Source organism: Paenibacillus sp. JT22N15 (assembly GCF_059383755.1).
In genome coordinates, this window is sequence record NZ_JBXENV010000027.1 from 1 (window position 1) to 19632 (window position 19632).

Below are 19632 nucleotides of genomic sequence, written 5' to 3' on the forward strand. Positions count from 1 at the left end.
TGAAAGGAGGACGCAATAGGGGAATCCTCCTCCTTTAGCTTCGTTTGGATCCCCAAAATAAAGAGAAACCCAAGCGTCTTGGAACAAGACGTAGGGTTTCTCGACAATCTGGAAATCCCCGGTCATCTTATGATGGCCGGGGATTTTTTTGTTCGTTTATTTAGGATGGGTTGTTCTCGTCTTGGCCCGATTCCTTAGAGGACAGCAATTGCATTAATGCCTCGCTCGTTGAGGAAGCTTTCGCCGGAACCGCGACAGCGGGCACTGGGGCAGGAGCTGATGTATTTTTCGTCGTTAATCCCTTCATTAAAGCAAACACATCAATGCCCGCTACACTTTTCAGCATTTCTGGCGCTGTTGCCATCAAGGAAGTGACGTAGTTGCTCAGTCGCATCGCCCCTTCGCCATTGCCCGTATCCACAACCGTCAGCTTATCGATGCCTTTGATTGGCTCAGCGACCTTGCCTGCCAGCTCAGGCAGCATTTTCACAATAATGTCGAGGATCGCTGCCTCTCCAAACTTCTCGAACGCCTCTGCCAGCTTTTCCTTTGCCTCGGCTTCCGCTAGACCGCGCAGCCTGATCACTTCGGCTTCCGCTGTACCTTTGGCCCGCTCAGCATCCGCTACGGCCAAGCCATCCAGCCGCTTCTGCTCGGCCATCGCCTTCGCTTCCGCTTCGATGCTGTACTGCAGCGCATCCGCCTCACGCAGCCGTTTGGATTTCTCCCCTTCTGCCGCCTGCTCGACTGCATAACGATCGGCATCCGCTTTTTTCTTCACCTCAGCGTCGTATTGCTTCTCTCTACGCAAAATTTCTTTTGCTTCAAGGTCAATCTCCCGTTCTTTACGCACCAGCTCAACTTTCATTTGCTCTTCGACCACGCTCTGCTTCGCCCGAGCTTCTTGAATGGCGTAGGCCTGATCCGCTTCCGCTTTCGCGGTATCCTGGTCTTTTTTGAAGGAAGCGACTTTGAGCTCTTTCATTTTCTCTGCCTCCGCGATATTCGTATCCCGCAGCAGCTCGGCCTTCTGTCCTTCCTCTTCGGCACTCGCCTTCTTAATTCTTGCATCCCGCACCGCCTCAGCTTGTGCAATGTCTGCATCCCGCTTCACTGCCGCTATACGAGGCTTGCCGAGCGCATCCAGATAACCGTGCTTGTCGCGCAAATCTTTAATCGTAAAGGAGACAATTTGCAGCCCCATCTTTTTAAGATCTTTGGCCGCCACGCTTTGTACCTCTTGGGCAAACCGATCGCGGTTGCGATATACTTCCTCTACCGTCATGGAACCTAGAATCGCCCGCAAATGCCCTTCCAGCACTTCCTGTGCCTCGCTCTTCAGCTCTTCTGTCGGCTTGCCCATGAACTGCTCGGCAGCTGTTGCGACATCCTCTACGATACCGCCGATTTTAATGATCGCGACGCCATCGGCCATAACCGGAACACCTTGCTCCGTATACACCTCTGGAGTAGACACATCAAGCTTATGGGAAAGCAAAGAAAGAAATTCAGCCTTCTGGAAGATTGGCAGTATAAAAGCGCCTCCTCCTCTGACGATTTTAATGCGGCGGCCGCTGTCATCTGTCATAACATTGCGGGTTCCAAGAAATGAGCCGGTTACAATCATCGCCTCATCTGGGCTAACGGTTTTGTAGCGAGCCCAGAACGCGAGTCCTAGTACAACGAATACAGCAACAACAATAATGGGAATAAGCAAAAATTCAGGCATAGTATCAAGCTCCTCTCTATTTGTCAAATAGCCAGTTATAACAGTGGATCAAGGTGAAGGTGAAACGGCCGAAAGCCGTCCTTTGGCGGCGCGGCGCGTTTCATTCCGAGAAATATAGAGAAAGGATGGCAAAATCATATCCTTTCCTATATTTCAAGCTGAGACACATACAGCGTATGCTCCTTCACTTCAATTACGACAACGCGGACGCCGCTTGGAATCGGTTCGCCGTCAAAGCTTGCGGCAATTTGATTGGAAAATCCCGCTCCTGCCGGCATCAGCACCTCGCCGCATCCAATCGCCGGAATCGGTACCAATACTTCTCCAAGCCGCCCCGTGAAATCATGAATGGAGACGGCTGTTGAATTTTCGCTTTCGCTCATCGGCTTCACATATAGGAAATATACGCCTCCGCCTGCGACGATCGCGACTAATCCAGCAATGACAAGGACTATTCCAGCTGTCAGCGGTGAATATTGTTGCAGCAGCAGCCCTGCGCCGCCAAAGGCGGTAATACCGCCTACGAGCGAGGTTGGCTGAAGCCAGCCATACCCCTCGCTGGCGAGGAAATCGAGCGCTCCGTCAAAAGCAGAGCTTAGAAAATCGCCAAATATAACGCTTACAATTGCATAAAGCACGCCGCCAAACAGACAGCCCCAGAACAACGCCTCCACTTTGTCCTCCCCTTTCTGCAACCAAATGCTGTTATAACTGTTTTTATTTATTACGATAATTCCTTGGGATTTGTTTCAAAAAAATAAATAAGTCTACACAATTTGTCCCAAATGCTTTGCTATATTTCTTTTTTTCATACTAATTATTCCTTAGTTTTATGGGTATCACATATTTCGCGTATCCATAACATAGCAAATGAGTGAAGTCAATCATCTTCCCTCTTTTCGAAATGGTGTTTTATGCTATAATAGTTGGGTGTATTGGAGGAGGAGTTAATTCATATGCAGGAAGATCAACAACCATCATCATCCCGCAGAAGCGGCTGGCGCACATTTGGACTCGTTACATGGCTAACAGTAAAGTGGCTCTGTTACCTTGTCATATTCGTCGGTTTGCTAACGGGAGGAGCCGTAACGGGCTATGTGGCCTCTTTGGTTAAAGGAGAAGAAGTACGACCGCGAACCTTAATTGAAGAGAAAATAAACGAAAACTCAGTTACCGGCTTTGTCTTCTTTAATGATGATACCCTTATTGGACAGCTTCGTACGGAAGAAGATCGTATTCTAGTGGATTACGATGAGCTTCCCCCGCAAGTCATTAACGCCGTGCTTGCGATTGAAGACAATAATTTTGAAACCCATTATGGCGTCGATTTGAACGGTTTGGGACGGGCAGTCAAGCAAAAGCTGCTTAATGAAGATACGCAGACGGGCGGCAGTACGCTTACCCAGCAATTGGCACGACGCGTATTTTTAAGTCTGGACGTAACCGACAGCCGTAAAGTGAAGGAAATTTTTCTCGCTCTGCGGATGGAGCGCTACTTGACGAAGGAAGAAATTCTTGCAGCATATTTGAATAAAGTACCATTCGGAAATGGCTCAAGCGGCTACAATTTATATGGAATCAAGGCGGCCGCCAAAGGTGTTTTCGGCATTACCGATTTGAGCAAGCTGAACATTGCGCAATCGGCTTATTTGGCCGGACTGCCGCAGCGTCCTTCCGCTTATACCGCGTTTAACGGCAAAGGCCAGTTCAATGAAGGCGGCTTTGACCTCGCCATTGAGCGTCAGGCGACCGTGCTGATGCGGATGCTCCAAACCGGACGCATTACCCAGCAGGAATATGATGAGGCGAAAAAATTCGATATTCGCGGATCGCTCGCAAAGCCAGTAGCGAAAGCCTATACGACGTATCCTTATCTCATGCTGGAGGCAGAGCGCCAAGCGGCGGAAGTTATGCTCATGCAGCAGGACCCGACGCTAACCGTAGCCGATCTTCGCAAGAAGGAAAACGCCGATCTCATAGAAGAAGCGCGCGAGCATTTGCTCCGTGGCGGCTATCAGGTGCATACAACGATTGACAAAGACATTTATAAAATGATGCGTGATATCGGCAATGATCCGAGCAACTTCACTCCGGACAGCAAGGAGAAAGGCATTGAGCAAATTGCTGCCGTTCTCGTCGATCACAAAACCGGAGCGATACTTAGCATGCTGGAGGGCCGTGATTTTTACGAGGAGCAAATGAACTTTGCCACTCAGATGACGCGGCAGCCGGGCTCAACGATGAAACCTATCGCCGCCTATTTGCCAGCCATTGATAAAGGGCTGATCCAACCAGCAAGCATTTTGGATGATGCACCGATTATTTTGAAAAACAGTGGTTCCAGCTATCATATTCCAAAAAATGCAAATAACCGTTACAGCGGCCTTGTTACCGCTCGCGAAGCGCTCAACCGCTCGCTTAACTTGCCAGCGCTGAAAATTTTCCTCGATGAGGTTACGATTAAGGAAGCCTGGAAGTTTACTAGAAAGCTCGGCATTACAACGCTGCAGCCAGAAGATGATGCCGCACAGACCGGCGTTCTTGGCGGACTCAGCATCGGGGTGTCTGTTGAAGAATTGACCAGCGCCTATGGCTCGATTCCGAATCAAGGTCTGTACAATGATTCTTACATGATCGCCAAAATTACGGATGCTAATGGAAAAATCGTCTATGAGCATCAGCACGAGCCAACTCGCGTCTTTTCCGAGCAGACCGCTTTCCTGATGACGGATATGCTTCGCACCGTTATTTCCAGCCCAAGCGGCACAGCGAATTCCTTGACTTCGCGGCTTAAAAATTACGGTAAAATTCCGTACGCGGGCAAAACGGGCTCCACGCAAAACTACGGCGACGTCTGGTTTATGGGCTTCACCCCAGATGTCACGCTTGGCGTATGGGCCGGCTATGAGAAGCCGATCTACACGCTCGAAGGCGACAGCCGCAAGCGCGCCCGCGAAATTTGGGCGAAGATGATGAATCAGCTGGCCGATCAGAAGCCGGAGATGTTTGCAACCAAAGCGTTCAATCAGCCGGATGGCGTTGTTAAAGCAACTGTATCCAGTGCCAGCGGCAAGCTGCCGACTTCATTAACTAGATCAGCAGGCATGCTGGTAACCGACTGGTTCAACAAAAAATATATTCCTAAGCAAGCGGATGATGCCCTTGTGAATATGTCATTCATACGCTATAACGGCGTCAATTATGTCGCTCAAGATGCAACACCATCTGATTTCATTTCGCAGCAGACGGTTATTAAGCGCAAGAAGCCGCTTGATGAGCTTATGGATGAAATCAGCAAAGTGCTTTCCCGCGTTCCGGCAAGCAGCCGCAGAGCGCTCAGCTATTACTTGCCTACGGATGCAGGCAAAAACGCGCCTTCCAAGGTCGATCCACGCAAGGATGACGGAAGTGCGCCAAGTGCACCGGGCAATGTGTCACTCACATCGATTGGCCAGGGCGTAGTCAGCCTTTCCTTCTCCGCTCCGGGTCAGAATGATGTCGTTGGCTTCCGGTTATATCAGGCTGTTAACGAAGGCTCCTTTAACAAAGTAGGAAATTCCATCCTGCTGGGAGATACTTACAGCGCGAGCTTTACCGTCAGTGCCAGCAATGGCTACAGCTTCTATGTAACAGCCGTGGATGTTGCCGGCAAGGAATCGGCACCAAGCCAAATTGTCCGCTTCGGCAAAGCGCCTGTCGCACCTGTTATCCCTGATCCGCTTAATCCGGGACAGCCTCCTGAGGAAAGCGGCGATCCAGGACAAGGTCAAGGTCAAGGACCTGATGTTCGGCCAACGCCGGAAATCGGCTTGGCTGCTCCAGCAGCTCCTGCTGGCCTTTCCGCGCAGGGCAATGAAACAGGGATTACCTTGTCTTGGCAGGCAAGCGCAGCTGGCGAGCAGGTCACGGTGTATCATGTATATTTCGCCGCAGGCAACGATGGCAAATATGTGGAAGTAGGCTCCACCGCAGAGACGAGCTTCGTCTACGCCTCGCCGCTTTCGTCAGGAACGTTCTACGTGACAGCGGAGAACGCGGTCGGGCAGTCGGCTCCTTCCTCGAAAGCAAGCATTGGCGGTTAAACGTTATTTTTCAAAGATAAATCGTTCTAAAGCAAAAGCTCCGGTTCCGCAACTAACGTTGCAGGAACCAGAGCTTTTTTAACTTAACACACAGCCTAATCCTCAATCGTAGATAAATCGCCTGTTGGCAAATTCAGCTCCCATGCCTTCAGCACACGACGCATAATTTTGCCGCTGCGCGTCTTCGGCAGCTTATCCTTGAATTCAATTTCCCGGGGAGCCGCATGTGCAGACAGGCCCACTTTCACAAACTGGGAAATTTCCGCCTTCAGCTCATCGGATGCTGTGTAGCCTTCACGCAGGGCGATAAAAGCTTTAATGATCTCGCCGCGCATCGGATCAGGCTTGCCAATGACGCCTGCTTCGGCAACCGCTGGATGCTCAACAAGCTTGCTCTCCACCTCAAACGGCCCTACTCGCTCGCCCGCTGTATTAATTACATCATCAATGCGGCCCTGGAACCAGAAGTAGCCATCCTCATCGATATAGGCGGAGTCGCCCGATACATACCAGCCCTCCAGATGAAAATATTCTGCGTATTTGGCTGGGTTATTATAAATTTTGCGCATCATCGAAGGCCATGGCGTGCGAATCGCCAAATTGCCCATTCGGAATGGCGGCAGCACATTGCCTTGATTATCAATAATCGCCGCTTCCACCCCCGGCAGCGGCTTGCCCATTGAGCCTGGCTTAATCGTCATCGACGGGTAATTGCAGATCAGCTGTCCACCCGTTTCCGTCATCCACCACGTATCGTGAATGCGCTGCTGATAAACCTTCATCCCCCAGCGAACGACTTCTGGATTGAGTGGTTCGCCCACGCTGAGCACATGACGCAAGCTCGACAAATCGTAGTTCAATACGACGTCATCGCCTGCTCCCATCAGCATGCGGAACGCTGTTGGCGCACTGTACCAGACGGTGACGCCGTATTTTTGAATGGTGCCATACCAATCCGCCGGGCTGAACCTGCCTCCTCTTACAACAATCGTAGCCGCATTCAGCCATGGGGCAAAAATGCCATAGGACGTTCCCGTTACCCAGCCCGGGTCGGCGGTGCACCAGTAAATATCATCCTCTTTCAGATCGAGGACAATCTGGCCTGTATATTTATGCTGAATCATTGCATTTTGTACATGATAGACGCCCTTAGGCTTGCCGGTCGAACCGGACGTATAATGCAAAATAAGGCCATCCTCGCGTCCGAGCCATTCGATCTCGCTATCGGTCGATGCCTGCTGCATCTCGGCGGCATAATCGACGATTACGTCATCCGTCTGCACCTCATCGCCGTAAACGATAATATGCCGCAGCGATGGAATTTCATCGCGCTTAATCCGGCTAAGCAGCGCTGGCGTTGTGATAATCGCAGACGCTTCACTGTCTTGCAGGCGGTCCTTGACTGCTGTTTCCATGAACGCTTCAAATAACGGGCCGATGACGGCGCCGAGCTTGAGCGCTCCGAGCACGCTGATATACAGCTCAGGCGTTCGCGGCATAAACACGAATACACGCTCGCCCTTCGTTATGCCGAGCCCCCGCAGCACATTCGCAAATTGATTCGATTGCGCTTGCAGCTGTCCAAACGTATAAGCCTCGTCGCGCGAGCTGTCGCTGTAATACAGCGCAACCTTATCTCCTTTGCCAACAGATACATGGCGATCTATCGCTTCATAAGCCATATTCACCTTTCCGGTCTGGTGCCAGCTGAACTGCTGCTCGATCGTTTCCCATCGGAAGGTTTTTACAGCTTCATCATAATCAACCAGGTTAGAATTATTGGCTATTGCTGAAATTCGCTCTTGATGTAGATCAGACATTCTATCACTCTCCCATCAAATCTATTACACCTTTACCGAGTGGAATACGCTTACATGGACGATTATAACATATCTGCTTTATTTTCGACCATGCTTTTCATTTGGCTGAATGTTTGCTATAACCATTAGTAGAACAAGCTTTACCATTTAGGCAGCACCACAGAGAGGGGAGTATGCCTTGCAGCATCGCAAACATTATCAGCAAGACAAAATCATACTCGCAGACGGCCGGGAGCTTGTGCTGGAAGGGCCTGTTCCCGCTGAGCAGCTATCACAGCTTATCATGCATCCAGACCTTGATGCGTTTCGCAGGCCCGCCGAGCAGCATGAGGCGCTTGTGGAAATCGCCGCCTTGGAAGAAGGCCGCATTATTTTGGCACGGGAAGCTGATTGCATCGTCGGTTATGTCACCTTCCATTACCCCGATGAGCTGGAGCGGTGGTCCGAAGGAAATATGATCGATTTGGTCGAGCTTGGCGCTGTCGAAGTAGCCAATGACTACCGCTCCTATGGGCTCGGCAAAAAAATGATCCAGCTCGCCTTCGCGGAGCAGCAGATGGAAAACCTGATTGTTTTCACAACGGAATATTATTGGCACTGGGATTTGAAAAGCACGGGATTAAGCGTCTGGGACTATCGCACGATGATGGAAAAGCTCATGAAGTCTGTCGATATGATTTGGTACGCAACGGATGATCCGGAAATATGCTCTCATCCCGCCAACTGCCTGATGGTGCGGATAGGCAGCGAGGTGCCGCTGGCATCGATCGAACAGTTTGACCGCGTTCGGTTTCGGCAGCGGTTTATGTATTAAGGATAGATCGGCGTTATAGGCCGGAGGAGGACGTGATTCGTTTATGCCGTCAAATGCTATTTTTGTGCATCAGCCAGGCTGCTCGCTTTATAAATTTGGCGAGGAGCATCCTTTTAATCCGATCAGGCTGACGCTTACGGTTGACCTGCTTCAAGCACTGGGTGCGCTCCCCCAGAAGCATTGGCATGAGACGGACCGCCAAGCAAGCAGCCAAATGCTCGCGCTGGCGCATCGCCAGGACTACATAGAAGCGGTTAAACAGCTCAGTACGCAGACGCCAGCAGCGGAAGAACAAGACAGCTCCGGGCAATTTGGGCTTAATACGGAGGATACGCCTTTTTTCCCGGGCATGCATGACGCAGCGGCGGCTATCGTCGCTGGTTCCGTAGAAGCGGCGGAGCAGGTGATGAGCGGCAAGACGCTGCATGCTTATCATATGGCAGGCGGGCTGCATCACGCTTTTCCAGAGCGCGGTTCCGGCTTCTGCGTCTACAATGACGCGGCCGTAGCGATTAAGCATTTGCGGGAAACGTATAATGCGAGGGTGCTTTATATCGATACCGATGTCCATCATGGCGACGGGGTGCAGTGGATTTTTTACAATGATCCCGATGTGTGCACCTACTCTATCCATGAGACGGGCAAGTTTCTTTTTCCCGGTACCGGCTATGTGTATGAAAAAGGAACCGATGCGGGCATTGGCACGTGCTTTAATCTGCCAATGGAGCCTTATACGGAGGACGATTCGTGGCTGGAATGCTTCCGCTCCTCCATTACGAAGGTCGCGGCCGCTTTTAAGCCCGACATTATTATTAGCCAGCATGGCTGCGATGCCCACGCCTATGATCCGCTGTCGCATATTCATTGCAGCATGCGCATTTATAGCGAAATGCCTGCCATTATCCATGAGCTGGCCCATACGTTTGCGGGAGGCAAATGGGTCGCGCTAGGCGGTGGCGGCTATGACCTGTGGCGCGTCGTTCCGCGTGCTTGGGCACTCGTATGGCTGACGATGACCGATCACCCAATCGCCTTGGCGCTTGCCGGCAAAACGGGTGCGGGGCTCAAGGAAGCCGGGTTCACCCCTGAGAGCAATCTGCGACTGCCGCAGCAGTGGCTCGATAAATGGCAAGAAAGCAGCCCTAGCGGGCTGCCCGAATGGTGGCTGGATGATTTGGCACAGATTCCGCCTATTCCCCGCCGTAGTGAAATTGAAGCCAAAAATCGTGCTATTTGTGAAATCGCAATACAGGATTTATAAGCTGGCGTGGCCGAACAGAGCGGGCTATCTATGAAAAACTGCGGGGTGAGAAGCTTTGAGGGAAAACTTAAGGGAAGCTTTCCGAGAAACGTTTAAGAGGCTTTCAAGGAAGCCTTCAAAAAAAACCTCCAAGCTTCCCCCGCTCGCTCTGCCTCAAAGCTCGAATGTCTTTTTCAAATGAGCCTCAAGCTTCGCTAAGCCATCATCCACATCAGGCTCGCGCATCGAAGAATAAAGCGAGAATGTAGGCAGCGGCTTCAGCCCGCAATACTCTTGGGTTTTATGTACGCTGAACAGCACCTCGTCCTCGCTTTTTCCTTCCAGGAAGCCCGCTGGATCGGAGAAAGCGGCAGCGGACGATCCCCAGGTGAGCGACAGCATATATTTTTTATCGGTGAGCAGCCCGCCCCGGCCAAACTTCGTCGCTTTGCCGAAAAAGATATTCGGCAGATAAATGTCGTCGATATATTTTTTAAGCAGGCCCGTAATGCTGAACCAATAAATAGGCGTCTGAAAAATAATGACGTCGGCCCATTGGAATTTTTGAATCTCCTGCTCCACCTCATAGCCCTCTGCAACCGTCGTTGTCTGAATGTCATGCTGCTCCGAGAGCTGTGAGACCGCCGCTGATACAAGCGTCTGGGTCAGCTTCCCTTGCGCTCTGTCATAATAATCATGTCCGTTAACAATCAGAATGTTCGTCATCTGCTTGTAGTCCCCCTGTTTCTGTTTAAAATGGCAAGCCTGCTTAGGCTACTGATAGACCAGCTCCACCTTGCTTATCAACGCAAGCGCGGCCTGCTTCGCCTCCTGCGGTGTATCGGCGACGGTAATGACATAGCCGAGCCTGTCATCCGAGCTTTTGGCTACGGAAATCTGGTCCCCTTGCTGCACCGAAATATGCGAACGAACGATAGCGTCTCCCGGCTGCAAATGCTCAAGCCCTTCTACGGAGGCAACGGTGCCATCCTTCTCAGCCAGCAAATAAGCGATCGCCGCTGCCCGGCTGCGGCTGGCATGAACATTTACAGGTTCTGCTAAATAATAATGAACGGTTGCTTCAAAAAAATCAACGCCGAGCGCTTGAACGAGCAAATCCGAGGAAATATTGTCGCCTCCCGGCCTGCCGTTCACTTCGATGATTCGCGGACCTTGCTCCGAAAGCTTCACCTCGACATGGCTAGGGCCATCCGTAATGCCTATTGCCCGCAGCGCGCTTACCGCCGTTTCGATAATTTCCGCTTGCTTATCCGTATGCACGGAGGTAGGCAGCGTATGCGCCACCTCGACGAAATAAGGCAGCGGCGACGTTATTTTTTCGGTAACGACCGCAAACGCCGGCTCGCTATTTTCCAGGAAAATTTCCACGCTGAACTCCTGGCCATCCAAATATTCTTCAACCAAATATTCCTCTCTCACTTTGAAATCCATATACGTTACTTTAAAATCCGAGATGATCGCCATCGCTTCCTTCAGCTCATCCTGCCCGGAAATAAAATAAACGTTTTGGCTGCTTGCGCAATTGGTCGGCTTAAGTACAATGGGATAGCCAATTTCACGAGCCGCAGCCTCCGCTTCCTCATAGGTTCTCACCTTCCTGTATTTTGCGCTGGGCACCCCAAACGCCTCATAGGCTTCACGGGCCAAATCTTTATTTCTTGATTTTAACGCCGCTTCATATGGCACGCTTCTAAGCCCCAGCCGCTCTGCCACCTTTGCCGTCAAATGCGAGGCATAATCTGTTGCCGGAATTAAAGCATCCAGTTTCCCGAAATACGCTGAGCTGCGGATCGCCTCGTAAACAGACTCTTCATCTCGAATATCCGCGACAATTAAATCATGGTAAATGCCCTCATAGCCATACGTACGCGGGTTATCCACAGAGGATACTATCGAAATCACGGTGCAGCCCTGCTGAAAGGCAGCTCTTGCGAAGCTCACCCCGTAGAAGCTCGGCTCAACAAAAGCGACGATTTTAGTTTCGGTCATATAACCATTCTCCTTTAGTTCATGAATTTATACTTCCAGCGTTTTTTTCGCCTTCACGCCGCTGCTTGCTACTAGCATCCGGTGCAAAATCAGCCCGACGAGCATCAGCACGCCCATGCAGAGAAAGCCGACAGCTGCGGAATAACGATCGATGAGCAAGCCCAGCGCCGAAGCGGATACCGTCTGCAGCAGCAGCGAAATGGCCATCCACACCGACATCGCCCGGCCCATGTACGACTTCGACACCGTCTCCATCAGCGTCGTCGTCATGACGATTCGCAGCGAAGAATTGCTGAGGCCGATGAGCACGCTGCCCAAGTAAAGGACAAACGCAAATGTGTTGAATGCGACGGCGATTAATACACCGAACGCTAGAGCGAAAAATAAAGCAATCGTCGTATTTTTCGATAATTTCGCGGCCAGCGGAGCGGCAATGAAGCCCGATAGCAGCCCGCCAATGCCATAAAACATATCCGACAGGCCAAACACGACCGAGTCGCCCTTTACGGCATCGCTCACATAACCCGGCAGCACGACATTATAAATCATCGTGGATACTAACGGAATAATAGCGATGACGCCGAGGAAAAAAATAAACGGGCGCTCAGCCAAATAGCTGAGTCCATTTTTAAAGCTGGAAACAAACGATTCTTCTTTATTTTCAACCGCAATCGCTTCATAGCTGACCCGGAACAGCAGCAGGCTGCTGACGATAAACACAAGGGCATTAATAAGCAGAATCACTTCGAAGCCCGAATATTTATACAGCACGCCCGATGCTGCGCCAGCCATAAACATGCCGACCTGCAGGCTGATTTCGATTAAGGAATTGCCCTTAATCAAGTCCTTCTCAGGCAGCAGCTCCTGCACCAGGCTGCGGGAAGCCGACATATAGATGGTCCAGCCCATCCCATTTACGATCGTAAATAAATACAAATATTCAATGCGAAATCCAGTCCATAAAAACAAGCCCATAATAGCCAGCACAGCTGCCGCCCGGATAAAATACGTCCACTGAATAATCGCTTTGCGATTAAACTTGTCAGTCAAGCTGCCCACAAAAGGCGAAATCAGAAAGCCGGCGATCACATTCAGAGACAGCATAAACCCGATTGCGCTGATGGAGCCCGTCTCGTCCATTAGAAACCAGTTGGCGCCAATGGTGCTCATTCCTACTCCAAAGCCGGATATAATGTCCGAGAGAAAAAAATAACGGAATTTCGCTGGCCGCAGCACACTAAAAATCATCGGCATCTCCTCCGAGCTCTGCGATCTGCCTTGTCAGCGCTTCATAGCCAAAGCCTAAATAATGCAGCACATCAGCATGGCTGCCGCCATACATCGGCCATTCCTCGCCGCAATCATGCGAGTAGACCTGACTCTCCGGCAGCAGCAGGGCGAGACTTGACGCTGTACCGCCAGCAGCCCGGTGCTCCTCTACAACGAGGAACGTTCCCGCTGCCGCTTGCAGCTCCGCTTTGTAGCGCTTCAAGCTGTCGCGGTCGACATAGCAAAGATGCGCATGATTGACCCGCTCATTTTCCTGATAAATCCGGCTGCATATTTCAGTAGCCTGCTCGCCAATCGACACCAGGCACAGCGGCGCATCGCTGCGGACAGCGCCTTCGAACAGCAGCTCGCGGCAGCTGCTTGACTCATCACGGGCGAGGCTGTCGAACTTGTCATTGCGCGACAGGCGGATGTAATAGGGCTCCTTCGCCGCTGCGGCCTCCTGTACGACCCGCCGCGTCTCCGCTTCCCCATGAGGACAGGCGATACGGATGTTCTGGAACGTCTGGATAACTGCAATGTCCTCCAGACAATGATGCGTTGTCCCGAACCAGCCGCCCGATACACCGCCGTAAGCGGCGACGATTTTAATATTTTCACCCATATACCCTAGCGCCAGCTTCACGCCCTCTGCTGCCCGCAGAGCAGCAAATGACGCAAAGGTCGAGAAAAACGGCACGAAGCCTGCCTTCGACAGCCCCGCAGCAATATCTACGCTGGCGAGCTCTGCTATGCCTAGATTGAAGAAACGATCCGGAAAGCTTTGCTGAAAAGGATGCTCTTTACCACCCAAGTCCGCCTCCAAGCAAATAATGTTCCCATTATCCGCTGCCAGCTTCGTTAATTCATCTTTGTAGGCCTCTCTTGCTGCCAAGCTGCTCATTGCAAGCCCCTCTTCCATTTCAGCGCTATTTTCTCGGAAATTTTGGCATAATGGGCATGCGGATTGCCTTCAATGGCAGCGACGCCCTTGCCCTTCACCGTGTGGGCCAAAATCGCCAGCGGCTTCTCCCCGTCCGGCTCCAGCGCTGCAATAATTTGCCCCAGATCATGGCCGTCGATCTCCTTCACCTGAAAGCCAAACGCTTCAAAGCGCTCCCGCAAATTCGGCAGCGGCGATATGTCGGCTAGCAAGCCGTCGTTCTGACCTCCGTTGCAATCGACGACATAAATAAAATTCGTAATGCCCTTCGCCTGCACGAGCTGTGCCGTTTCCCAGCACAGCCCTTCCTGAAGCTCGCCATCGCCGCCAATGGCAATGCCGAGCCCACTCGTACGCCGCAGCTTTTGTCCGAGCGCCCAGCCAGCTGCATAGGCTACCCCGTGACCGAGACTGCCCGTCGCAAATGGGATGCCAGGCAGCTTCGGGTTGGGATGCCCGGTGAATAGCGAATCTGCCCCGCCGTAGGAGGCCGCTGGATCATCCGATAAAATTCCGTACTGGTACAGCGCTGCATATAATGCCGCTGCGGAATGACCTTTGCTCAGCACGATGGCCGTATTCTCGTCCTGATGATATTTTGCATAGGCGCCAATGAGCAAATCGATGACCGACAAGCTGCCGCCGATATGGCAGCCTGTCTCACGAGCCGCCATATCGATAATAGAGCTGCGCGCAACCTGCGCCTTTGCTAGCAATTGTTCAAACTCAGCTGAATGACTTGCCGACTGTACCAACGTACCCATAGGAACCCTCCTCCGATCGCAGGCGATACCATTCCTCAATTGCTCCCCGCAAAATCGCTCGCGCGCCATGCACCTCGCTGAGCTGCAAATACTCCTCATTCGTATGGTCGAGGCTCGCATCACCTGGGCCGTAAGCGACCATTGGTACGCCCTCCCAAGTCGTAGCCAGCGTATTCATATCGCTTGTTCCACGCTTTTTAATATAATGAATCGCTTTCCCCTTACTCGCAAAGCTGCGTACAAAGGCTTTCACTAATGGGCTGTTTCGCGGATTTGCGAAGCCCGGCGTAGCCCGCAGCACCGTTACAGAAACCCCATCGCCATAATCAAGCTGGATCTGCTTCGCATACTCCTTGCCCGCATCCGGGGAAATCCGAAAATTTAAAATGCCCACAGCACTAAGTATTCCATTATGATTACTATGTTTTATATCAATAAGAGATGACAGATGGTTCGGGTCAACACCCCCTACCTGCTGCCGGATATCCGCCACAATCGTATAAAGCTGATCCAGCACGCTAATGCTGTCCTTGCCGGCGGAATGCTCCTGCGGCTTGCTTATGGCGATACTTAGCTTATATAGTCCGTAGTAGCCTAAGGTCAAGCTGTCCTCCCCGCTCGGCTCGCCGATAATGACCGCATCCGCCCGGTAATGATCCCTGACATAGAAGGCCCCCTTGGACGAAGATACTTCCTCCTCCACCGCTCCAATGACGAGCAGCGAGCCATCCTCTGGCACCTTGGCGTCATAAAGCATTTGAATGAAGCTGAGCAGGCTGCCCTTGGCATCGACCGTTCCCCGGCCAGCAATTCGCTCCTCATCGCATGTAACAGGCCAATTATAGGGCACGGTATCCAGATGGCCGAGCAGCAGCAGCTGATTAGGCCCGTTGCCTTTGCGGAACACCACATTGCCCGCCTCATCGACAAAGCCGTTTACCTCTGGCAATTGCACGGCATTCAGCAAATAGTTCGCAAGCTCAGACTCGTCGCCGGATACCGACGGAATTCGAATCGCTTTTCTAAGCAAATCCGTCCCGTTAGCATCCCGCTGCATATTCCAAAACCATGTTTTGCCTGTGCCCGGCCGATTCAGCGAATGGGGGCCCGTTATGCTTACGTCGCAAATGCCTTTGCTGATGGCATGATTCGCCGCCCGTACCTTTTGCTTCATCCGTCCTTTGATGGAATGAATTTCATCGCCCAAGTAGACGTCGGATATCGTAGAAGCTGGTTCATACACATTTTCCAAAAGCCCTGCCGTGCTTGTCACAAATCGCAAATGCTCGGCTGCAAGCTCGGTTGCAAGATGAGCGGCCAGCATGTCCGCATCGATGTTAATATATTCGCTTAGCTCACGGTCATAAATAGGCGGTGTCAAGCATACGACATCAAATACCTGCAGGGCGCCCTGTAGAAAATCGACGTTGCAGCCTGTAAAAGAGCCGAACAGGGAATCGCGAACGATAACCGTTTTGCCATCCTTGACGGCTTTAACCGGCTTCGATTTTTGTCCAAATACAACCTCGTTGTCACCGCCAATTTGGGCGAATACTTTGAGCTCGTAGCTTTTTAATTGCTCATGGATCTTCGCTAAAATAAACTCCTGATACGCCTCCCGAATGAGCGGCATCTCTGATGGAGAGCAGTACCGCGCCTCGTCTCCATTCGCTAAAGCGAGAACCGGAATGCTCCGGTTCAGCTGCTCGTATTTTTGCCGGATGCCTTCTGCACCACCGGCAACGAGCAGCACCTTTTTCCCTTTTTGCACCAGATCATTGAGCTCGGCAAACACTTCGGGATGGTGCATAATGGTGCTGCTCCCGAGCTTAATGACGTACAAGCTCTGGCTTGACATTAAGGCCACGCCCCCTCTAGCTCAAATTGTAAGCCTGCCTCCTCCGCAATGCCGCTGTACAGGTTCGCCGCCTGAATCGCCTGTCCCGCCGCTCCTTTAATCAAGTTGTCGATCGAGGCAATCGAGACGCAATTGCGCCCCTCTACATAAGCGCCAACTTCAGCGTAATTCGTCCCGGCTGTCGTTTTGATCATCGGATACGAATAGGAGCCGTTTTTGGAATTGAAATAATGGACAAACGGCTTTGCCGCATAAGCGCCATAAAATGCTTTTTTCACATCGATTTCGCTCGCATGCTCTTTCAGCAAGGAGTAGGAGGTAACGAGAATGCCTCGCGGCAAATCCAGGCTGTGTACGGAAAATTGCAGCTCCACGGAACGTTCCAGATGCTCCTCGAGCGCAAATTCGATTTCCGGCCTGTGGCGATGCCCATGCACTTTATAAGGACGGAAGTTATGGGCGCGCTCCGCGTGATGCTCCGTGCTCGCCTTGCCGCCGCCGCTGGAGCCCGTCTTGGCGTCCGAGATGACGCGCGGCTCAATCAGATTAGCTGCCAGCAGCGGAAACAGCGTATAAATCGTTGCGACCGCCATGCAGCCAGGCAAATTGACGACCTTCGCCTCCAAATTAATATCGCTGAACTCTGGAATAAAATAATGGCTGCCCCCTTGCGCCGGATGGCTGAGGCTCTCTGGATAATACTGCCGCAGCAGCTCCTGATCGTTCAGGCGATAATCGCCGCTGACATTAATCACATATTCGGCATGCTCGGCAATATGGTCGATATGTCGGGGCAATACCCCGGTCGGCAGACAGGAAAAGATGAAATCATAATGTCCAGAAAGCGAAGCCAGCTTTTGAAACTTTCCGCCATCCGCCCGTTTCTGGCGCGCCGACGAAACAAAAAATTTATCCAGCGGCAGCCCCGCCTTCGATTCCGAAGATACAAAATCAACTTTGAAATAAGGATGGCGTTTCAACAGGCGATAAAGCTCCCCGCCTGTAAAGCCATTGCCGCCCAAAATGGCGACGCGCTTCACGCTGCTCTCAATTACACTCATCCGAGCCTCGCATCCCTCTCATATGATTTTTTGGCCGCCGTGTTCTGAAGCACGAGTTCACGAATAATCGCCGGGTTCGCATCAATTTTCTGAAACGCCAGCGCATAGGCGGCTATGCGCTCATATTCAATGGGTGAGCGAAGCTCTCGGCAAATAGTCAGCGTTGAGCGCAGCATGCCCAGCGTCTCGGGGAAGCGGTCGATATGATAACCAAAGTCTTTGCGCTCGGACAGCGTAAAGGGATACCCTCTGCCGAACCCTTTGCGATTTTGAAACGGCAGATGGCCCGGTATCGGCACGTTTTGCCATTCCCGTGCAAAGACGCCTTCGCTCGATGCCAGCTCTTGAATGGCCTCTTTCACCTGATAATCCGGCAAATCTCCCAGTCCCGCCGCTTCCGGGTCCAGCTTTATTCGGTACATATTGTAGCTATGCTTATGTCCCTCAGGCACATGCGGACCTTTAAACAGCTTCGTTTGCGTTAAAATATTCGTTAAATAGCTCGCATTTCTCGCCCGGATCGCATCGTAATACGGCAAACGATCCAGTTGGCTAATGCCAAATGCCGCAGCGATCCAAGACATGCGGTAATCAATGCCTGTCTCCTGCAAAAAACTCAAAGCCCGCTCATAATCCTCCCGCTCCTTGAAGAAGGCGATGCCCCCCTCTCCGCCTACAGGAAAGTTTTTGTCCGCCATTAGACTCTGCCCCGCTCCATCGCCGATAGATCCGCACAGCTGGCCGCCAATGGAGGCCGAATGCGCATGGGAGGCATCCTCCACCAGCCGCAGCTCATGCTTGTCAGCGAGTGCCCTGAGCTGCGCCAAATCAGCTGGCAATCCATGGACATGGACAGGCATAATAACCTTCGTCCTCGCCGTGATCGCCTGTTCCACCAGCGCAGGATTCAAGTTATAGGTCAGTGGATCAATATCCACAAATACAGGGATCGCTTTTGCCGCCACAACGGCCTGTGCGGTCGCAATAAACGTAAACGCCGGAACGATGACCTCATCCCCGGGCTGTACGCCAACACCAACGAGCGCCAGATGCAGGCTTGACGTCCCGCTTGCCGTAGCGATCGCATAATTCGCCCCAACGTAGCTGCGGTATTTTTCCGTAAACTCATGAATCACTTCTTCCGGGCTTTGCTGAATGGACACTAGCATTTGAACGATATCTTCTTTCGTAATGGAAGGAAAGGTCGTCTTCCGGCTATCCTCGGGAATGACGGCTGGGCCTCCATAATAAGCAAGCTGCTCGTTAATCCAGGCTTCCGATGGCAAGCTCAGCGGCTTGCGGATAAAATCAGTTTTCATAGCCGCTATTCCTCCTTAGAAGCGATAATTTGACGCATGCCGCCACAAGCGGGCTGAGCCTGTAGTTAAACTGTGCGCCTGGCTGAATGTCCGGCTCCGCCTCCTCCTGCGTCCACATCGTCTTCAAATCGAAGGCGCCGAATATTTTTAGACGCTCCGCCTTGGTCCATACGCTCTCGTCATTTACCGAGATTGAGGCGCAGGGGCCGAAGCCAAGCTCCGTGAAATCCAGCACCAGCACGGGTGCTTTGTGCAGCTTAGGCTGTAGCTCTTGCTCAATGCGGGGCAAGTTATCCCACGTCACCGTTACCTTCTCGAAGCCTTGCTGCACATCAGAGTCCGTGACCAGCCCTACTCCGAGCCAGCTTGCAAAACGCTGATCCTGCTCGCTTGCTTCCTCCAGGCGCGTCAGCGAGCCATGGACGATATCCTGTCCCCAAAGCGCGGCATGCACCGCGCCCGTATAGCTGTTGAACAAGGAAACATATTTGCTTTGTGTCAGCTTGCCGATGCTTTTTTCTAGCCCCTTGAGCTCACTCTCATTTTTTTCAATACTCATGATGACGCCCGAATTCAGCACACGGGATAAAACAAAGGAAAGAGAAAAATATTGCTCCTTTTTGATTACTGGTGTCACCTTCTCTGGAGCTGTAATAATTGTCGTATGGGCCATCGCCGATTCTCCTTTATCCGTAGCTTGCTTTCGTGGTTCATGGTTCATGG

At 51.9% G+C, this 19632-nt stretch carries 15 protein-coding genes; 3 read left to right on the plus strand and 12 right to left on the minus strand.

Annotated elements, in window-relative coordinates; translation table 11 throughout:
* Window positions 1–160: 160 nt before the first annotated feature.
* Window positions 161–1729, minus strand: a complete 1569-nt coding sequence (gene floT / locus AC50X8_RS31530; RefSeq protein WP_494883556.1) for a flotillin lipid rafts scaffold protein FloT — start codon at window positions 1727–1729, stop codon at window positions 161–163.
* A 146-nt stretch (window positions 1730–1875) separates the two neighbouring features.
* Window positions 1876–2403: an NfeD family membrane protein gene (locus AC50X8_RS31535; RefSeq protein ID WP_056038647.1), complete on the minus strand. Its 528-nt coding sequence runs from the start codon at window positions 2401–2403 to the stop codon at window positions 1876–1878.
* A 282-nt stretch (window positions 2404–2685) separates the two neighbouring features.
* Here AC50X8_RS31535 and AC50X8_RS31540 point away from each other — a divergent pair, with 282 nt between their 5' ends.
* Window positions 2686–5811: a transglycosylase domain-containing protein gene (locus AC50X8_RS31540; RefSeq protein ID WP_494883558.1), complete on the plus strand. Its 3126-nt coding sequence runs from the start codon at window positions 2686–2688 to the stop codon at window positions 5809–5811.
* Between the two features lie 95 nt (window positions 5812–5906).
* Here the strand turns inward: AC50X8_RS31540 and acsA are convergent, their stop codons facing one another.
* A complete protein-coding gene (acsA, locus tag AC50X8_RS31545; protein ID WP_494883560.1) occupies window positions 5907–7631 on the minus strand; it encodes an acetate--CoA ligase in 1725 nt (574 codons plus the stop codon).
* 178 nt (window positions 7632–7809) lie between these two features.
* Between acsA and AC50X8_RS31550 the strand changes: the two genes are divergently transcribed.
* A complete protein-coding gene (locus tag AC50X8_RS31550; protein ID WP_494883562.1) occupies window positions 7810–8445 on the plus strand; it encodes a GNAT family N-acetyltransferase in 636 nt (211 codons plus the stop codon).
* A gap of 43 nt (window positions 8446–8488) precedes the next feature.
* The gene (locus AC50X8_RS31555) at window positions 8489–9706 is read left to right on the plus strand and encodes an acetoin utilization protein AcuC (RefSeq protein ID WP_056038660.1); all 1218 of its coding nucleotides are present in this window, start codon (window positions 8489–8491) and stop codon (window positions 9704–9706) included.
* A gap of 153 nt (window positions 9707–9859) precedes the next feature.
* Here the strand turns inward: AC50X8_RS31555 and AC50X8_RS31560 are convergent, their stop codons facing one another.
* Genes AC50X8_RS31560 through AC50X8_RS31600 form a run of 9 tightly spaced genes read right to left on the minus strand, consistent with a single transcriptional unit; the run spans window position 9860 to window position 19582 of the window.
* Entirely contained in the window at window positions 9860–10411 is a 552-nt protein-coding gene (locus AC50X8_RS31560) for an NAD(P)H-dependent oxidoreductase (protein WP_494883564.1), read from the minus strand.
* Window positions 10412–10459: 48 nt separating this feature from the next.
* Window positions 10460–11695, minus strand: a complete 1236-nt coding sequence (locus tag AC50X8_RS31565; protein ID WP_494883566.1) for an ATP-grasp domain-containing protein — start codon at window positions 11693–11695, stop codon at window positions 10460–10462.
* A gap of 27 nt (window positions 11696–11722) precedes the next feature.
* Window positions 11723–12943: an MFS transporter gene (locus AC50X8_RS31570; protein WP_494865103.1), complete on the minus strand. Its 1221-nt coding sequence runs from the start codon at window positions 12941–12943 to the stop codon at window positions 11723–11725.
* A complete protein-coding gene (locus tag AC50X8_RS31575) occupies window positions 12933–13868 on the minus strand; it encodes a transketolase family protein (RefSeq protein WP_494865105.1) in 936 nt (311 codons plus the stop codon). The genes AC50X8_RS31570 and AC50X8_RS31575 overlap by 11 nt, the downstream gene beginning before the upstream one ends.
* Window positions 13865–14671 (minus strand): thiamine pyrophosphate-binding protein, encoded by an 807-nt coding sequence (locus AC50X8_RS31580; RefSeq protein WP_494883568.1) that lies wholly within the window; start codon window positions 14669–14671, stop codon window positions 13865–13867. Before AC50X8_RS31580 ends, AC50X8_RS31575 begins: the two co-directional genes overlap by 4 nt.
* Complete coding sequence (locus AC50X8_RS31585; RefSeq protein WP_494883570.1) at window positions 14634–16529, minus strand: M20/M25/M40 family metallo-hydrolase; 1896 nt, start codon at window positions 16527–16529, stop codon at window positions 14634–14636. Before AC50X8_RS31585 ends, AC50X8_RS31580 begins: the two co-directional genes overlap by 38 nt.
* Window positions 16529–17590, minus strand: a complete 1062-nt coding sequence (gene argC, locus AC50X8_RS31590; RefSeq protein WP_494883572.1) for an N-acetyl-gamma-glutamyl-phosphate reductase — start codon at window positions 17588–17590, stop codon at window positions 16529–16531. Before argC ends, AC50X8_RS31585 begins: the two co-directional genes overlap by 1 nt.
* Complete coding sequence (locus AC50X8_RS31595; protein WP_494883574.1) at window positions 17587–18909, minus strand: DegT/DnrJ/EryC1/StrS aminotransferase family protein; 1323 nt, start codon at window positions 18907–18909, stop codon at window positions 17587–17589. The genes argC and AC50X8_RS31595 overlap by 4 nt, the downstream gene beginning before the upstream one ends.
* Entirely contained in the window at window positions 18899–19582 is a 684-nt protein-coding gene (locus tag AC50X8_RS31600) for a hypothetical protein (protein ID WP_056038685.1), read from the minus strand. The genes AC50X8_RS31595 and AC50X8_RS31600 overlap by 11 nt, the downstream gene beginning before the upstream one ends.
* Window positions 19583–19632 lie beyond the last annotated feature (50 nt).

Bases quoted from the DNA above. Each gene is read 5' to 3' on its own strand.
- AC50X8_RS31600 (WP_056038685.1), bottom strand. From the start codon at position 19,582: ATGGCCCATACGACAATTATTACAGCTCCAGAGAAGGTGACACCAGTA.
- argC (WP_494883572.1), bottom strand. From the start codon at position 17,590: ATGAGTGTAATTGAGAGCAGCGTGAAGCGCGTCGCCATTTTGGGCGGC.
- AC50X8_RS31565 (WP_494883566.1), bottom strand. From the start codon at position 11,695: ATGACCGAAACTAAAATCGTCGCTTTTGTTGAGCCGAGCTTCTACGGG.
- AC50X8_RS31560 (WP_494883564.1), bottom strand. From the start codon at position 10,411: ATGACGAACATTCTGATTGTTAACGGACATGATTATTATGACAGAGCG.
- AC50X8_RS31540 (WP_494883558.1), top strand. From the start codon at position 2,686: ATGCAGGAAGATCAACAACCATCATCATCCCGCAGAAGCGGCTGGCGC.
- AC50X8_RS31595 (WP_494883574.1), bottom strand. From the start codon at position 18,909: ATGAAAACTGATTTTATCCGCAAGCCGCTGAGCTTGCCATCGGAAGCC.
- AC50X8_RS31570 (WP_494865103.1), bottom strand. From the start codon at position 12,943: ATGATTTTTAGTGTGCTGCGGCCAGCGAAATTCCGTTATTTTTTTCTC.
- AC50X8_RS31555 (WP_056038660.1), top strand. From the start codon at position 8,489: ATGCCGTCAAATGCTATTTTTGTGCATCAGCCAGGCTGCTCGCTTTAT.
- floT (WP_494883556.1), bottom strand. From the start codon at position 1,729: ATGCCTGAATTTTTGCTTATTCCCATTATTGTTGTTGCTGTATTCGTT.
- acsA (WP_494883560.1), bottom strand. From the start codon at position 7,631: ATGTCTGATCTACATCAAGAGCGAATTTCAGCAATAGCCAATAATTCT.
- AC50X8_RS31585 (WP_494883570.1), bottom strand. From the start codon at position 16,529: ATGTCAAGCCAGAGCTTGTACGTCATTAAGCTCGGGAGCAGCACCATT.
- AC50X8_RS31575 (WP_494865105.1), bottom strand. From the start codon at position 13,868: ATGAGCAGCTTGGCAGCAAGAGAGGCCTACAAAGATGAATTAACGAAG.
- AC50X8_RS31580 (WP_494883568.1), bottom strand. From the start codon at position 14,671: ATGGGTACGTTGGTACAGTCGGCAAGTCATTCAGCTGAGTTTGAACAA.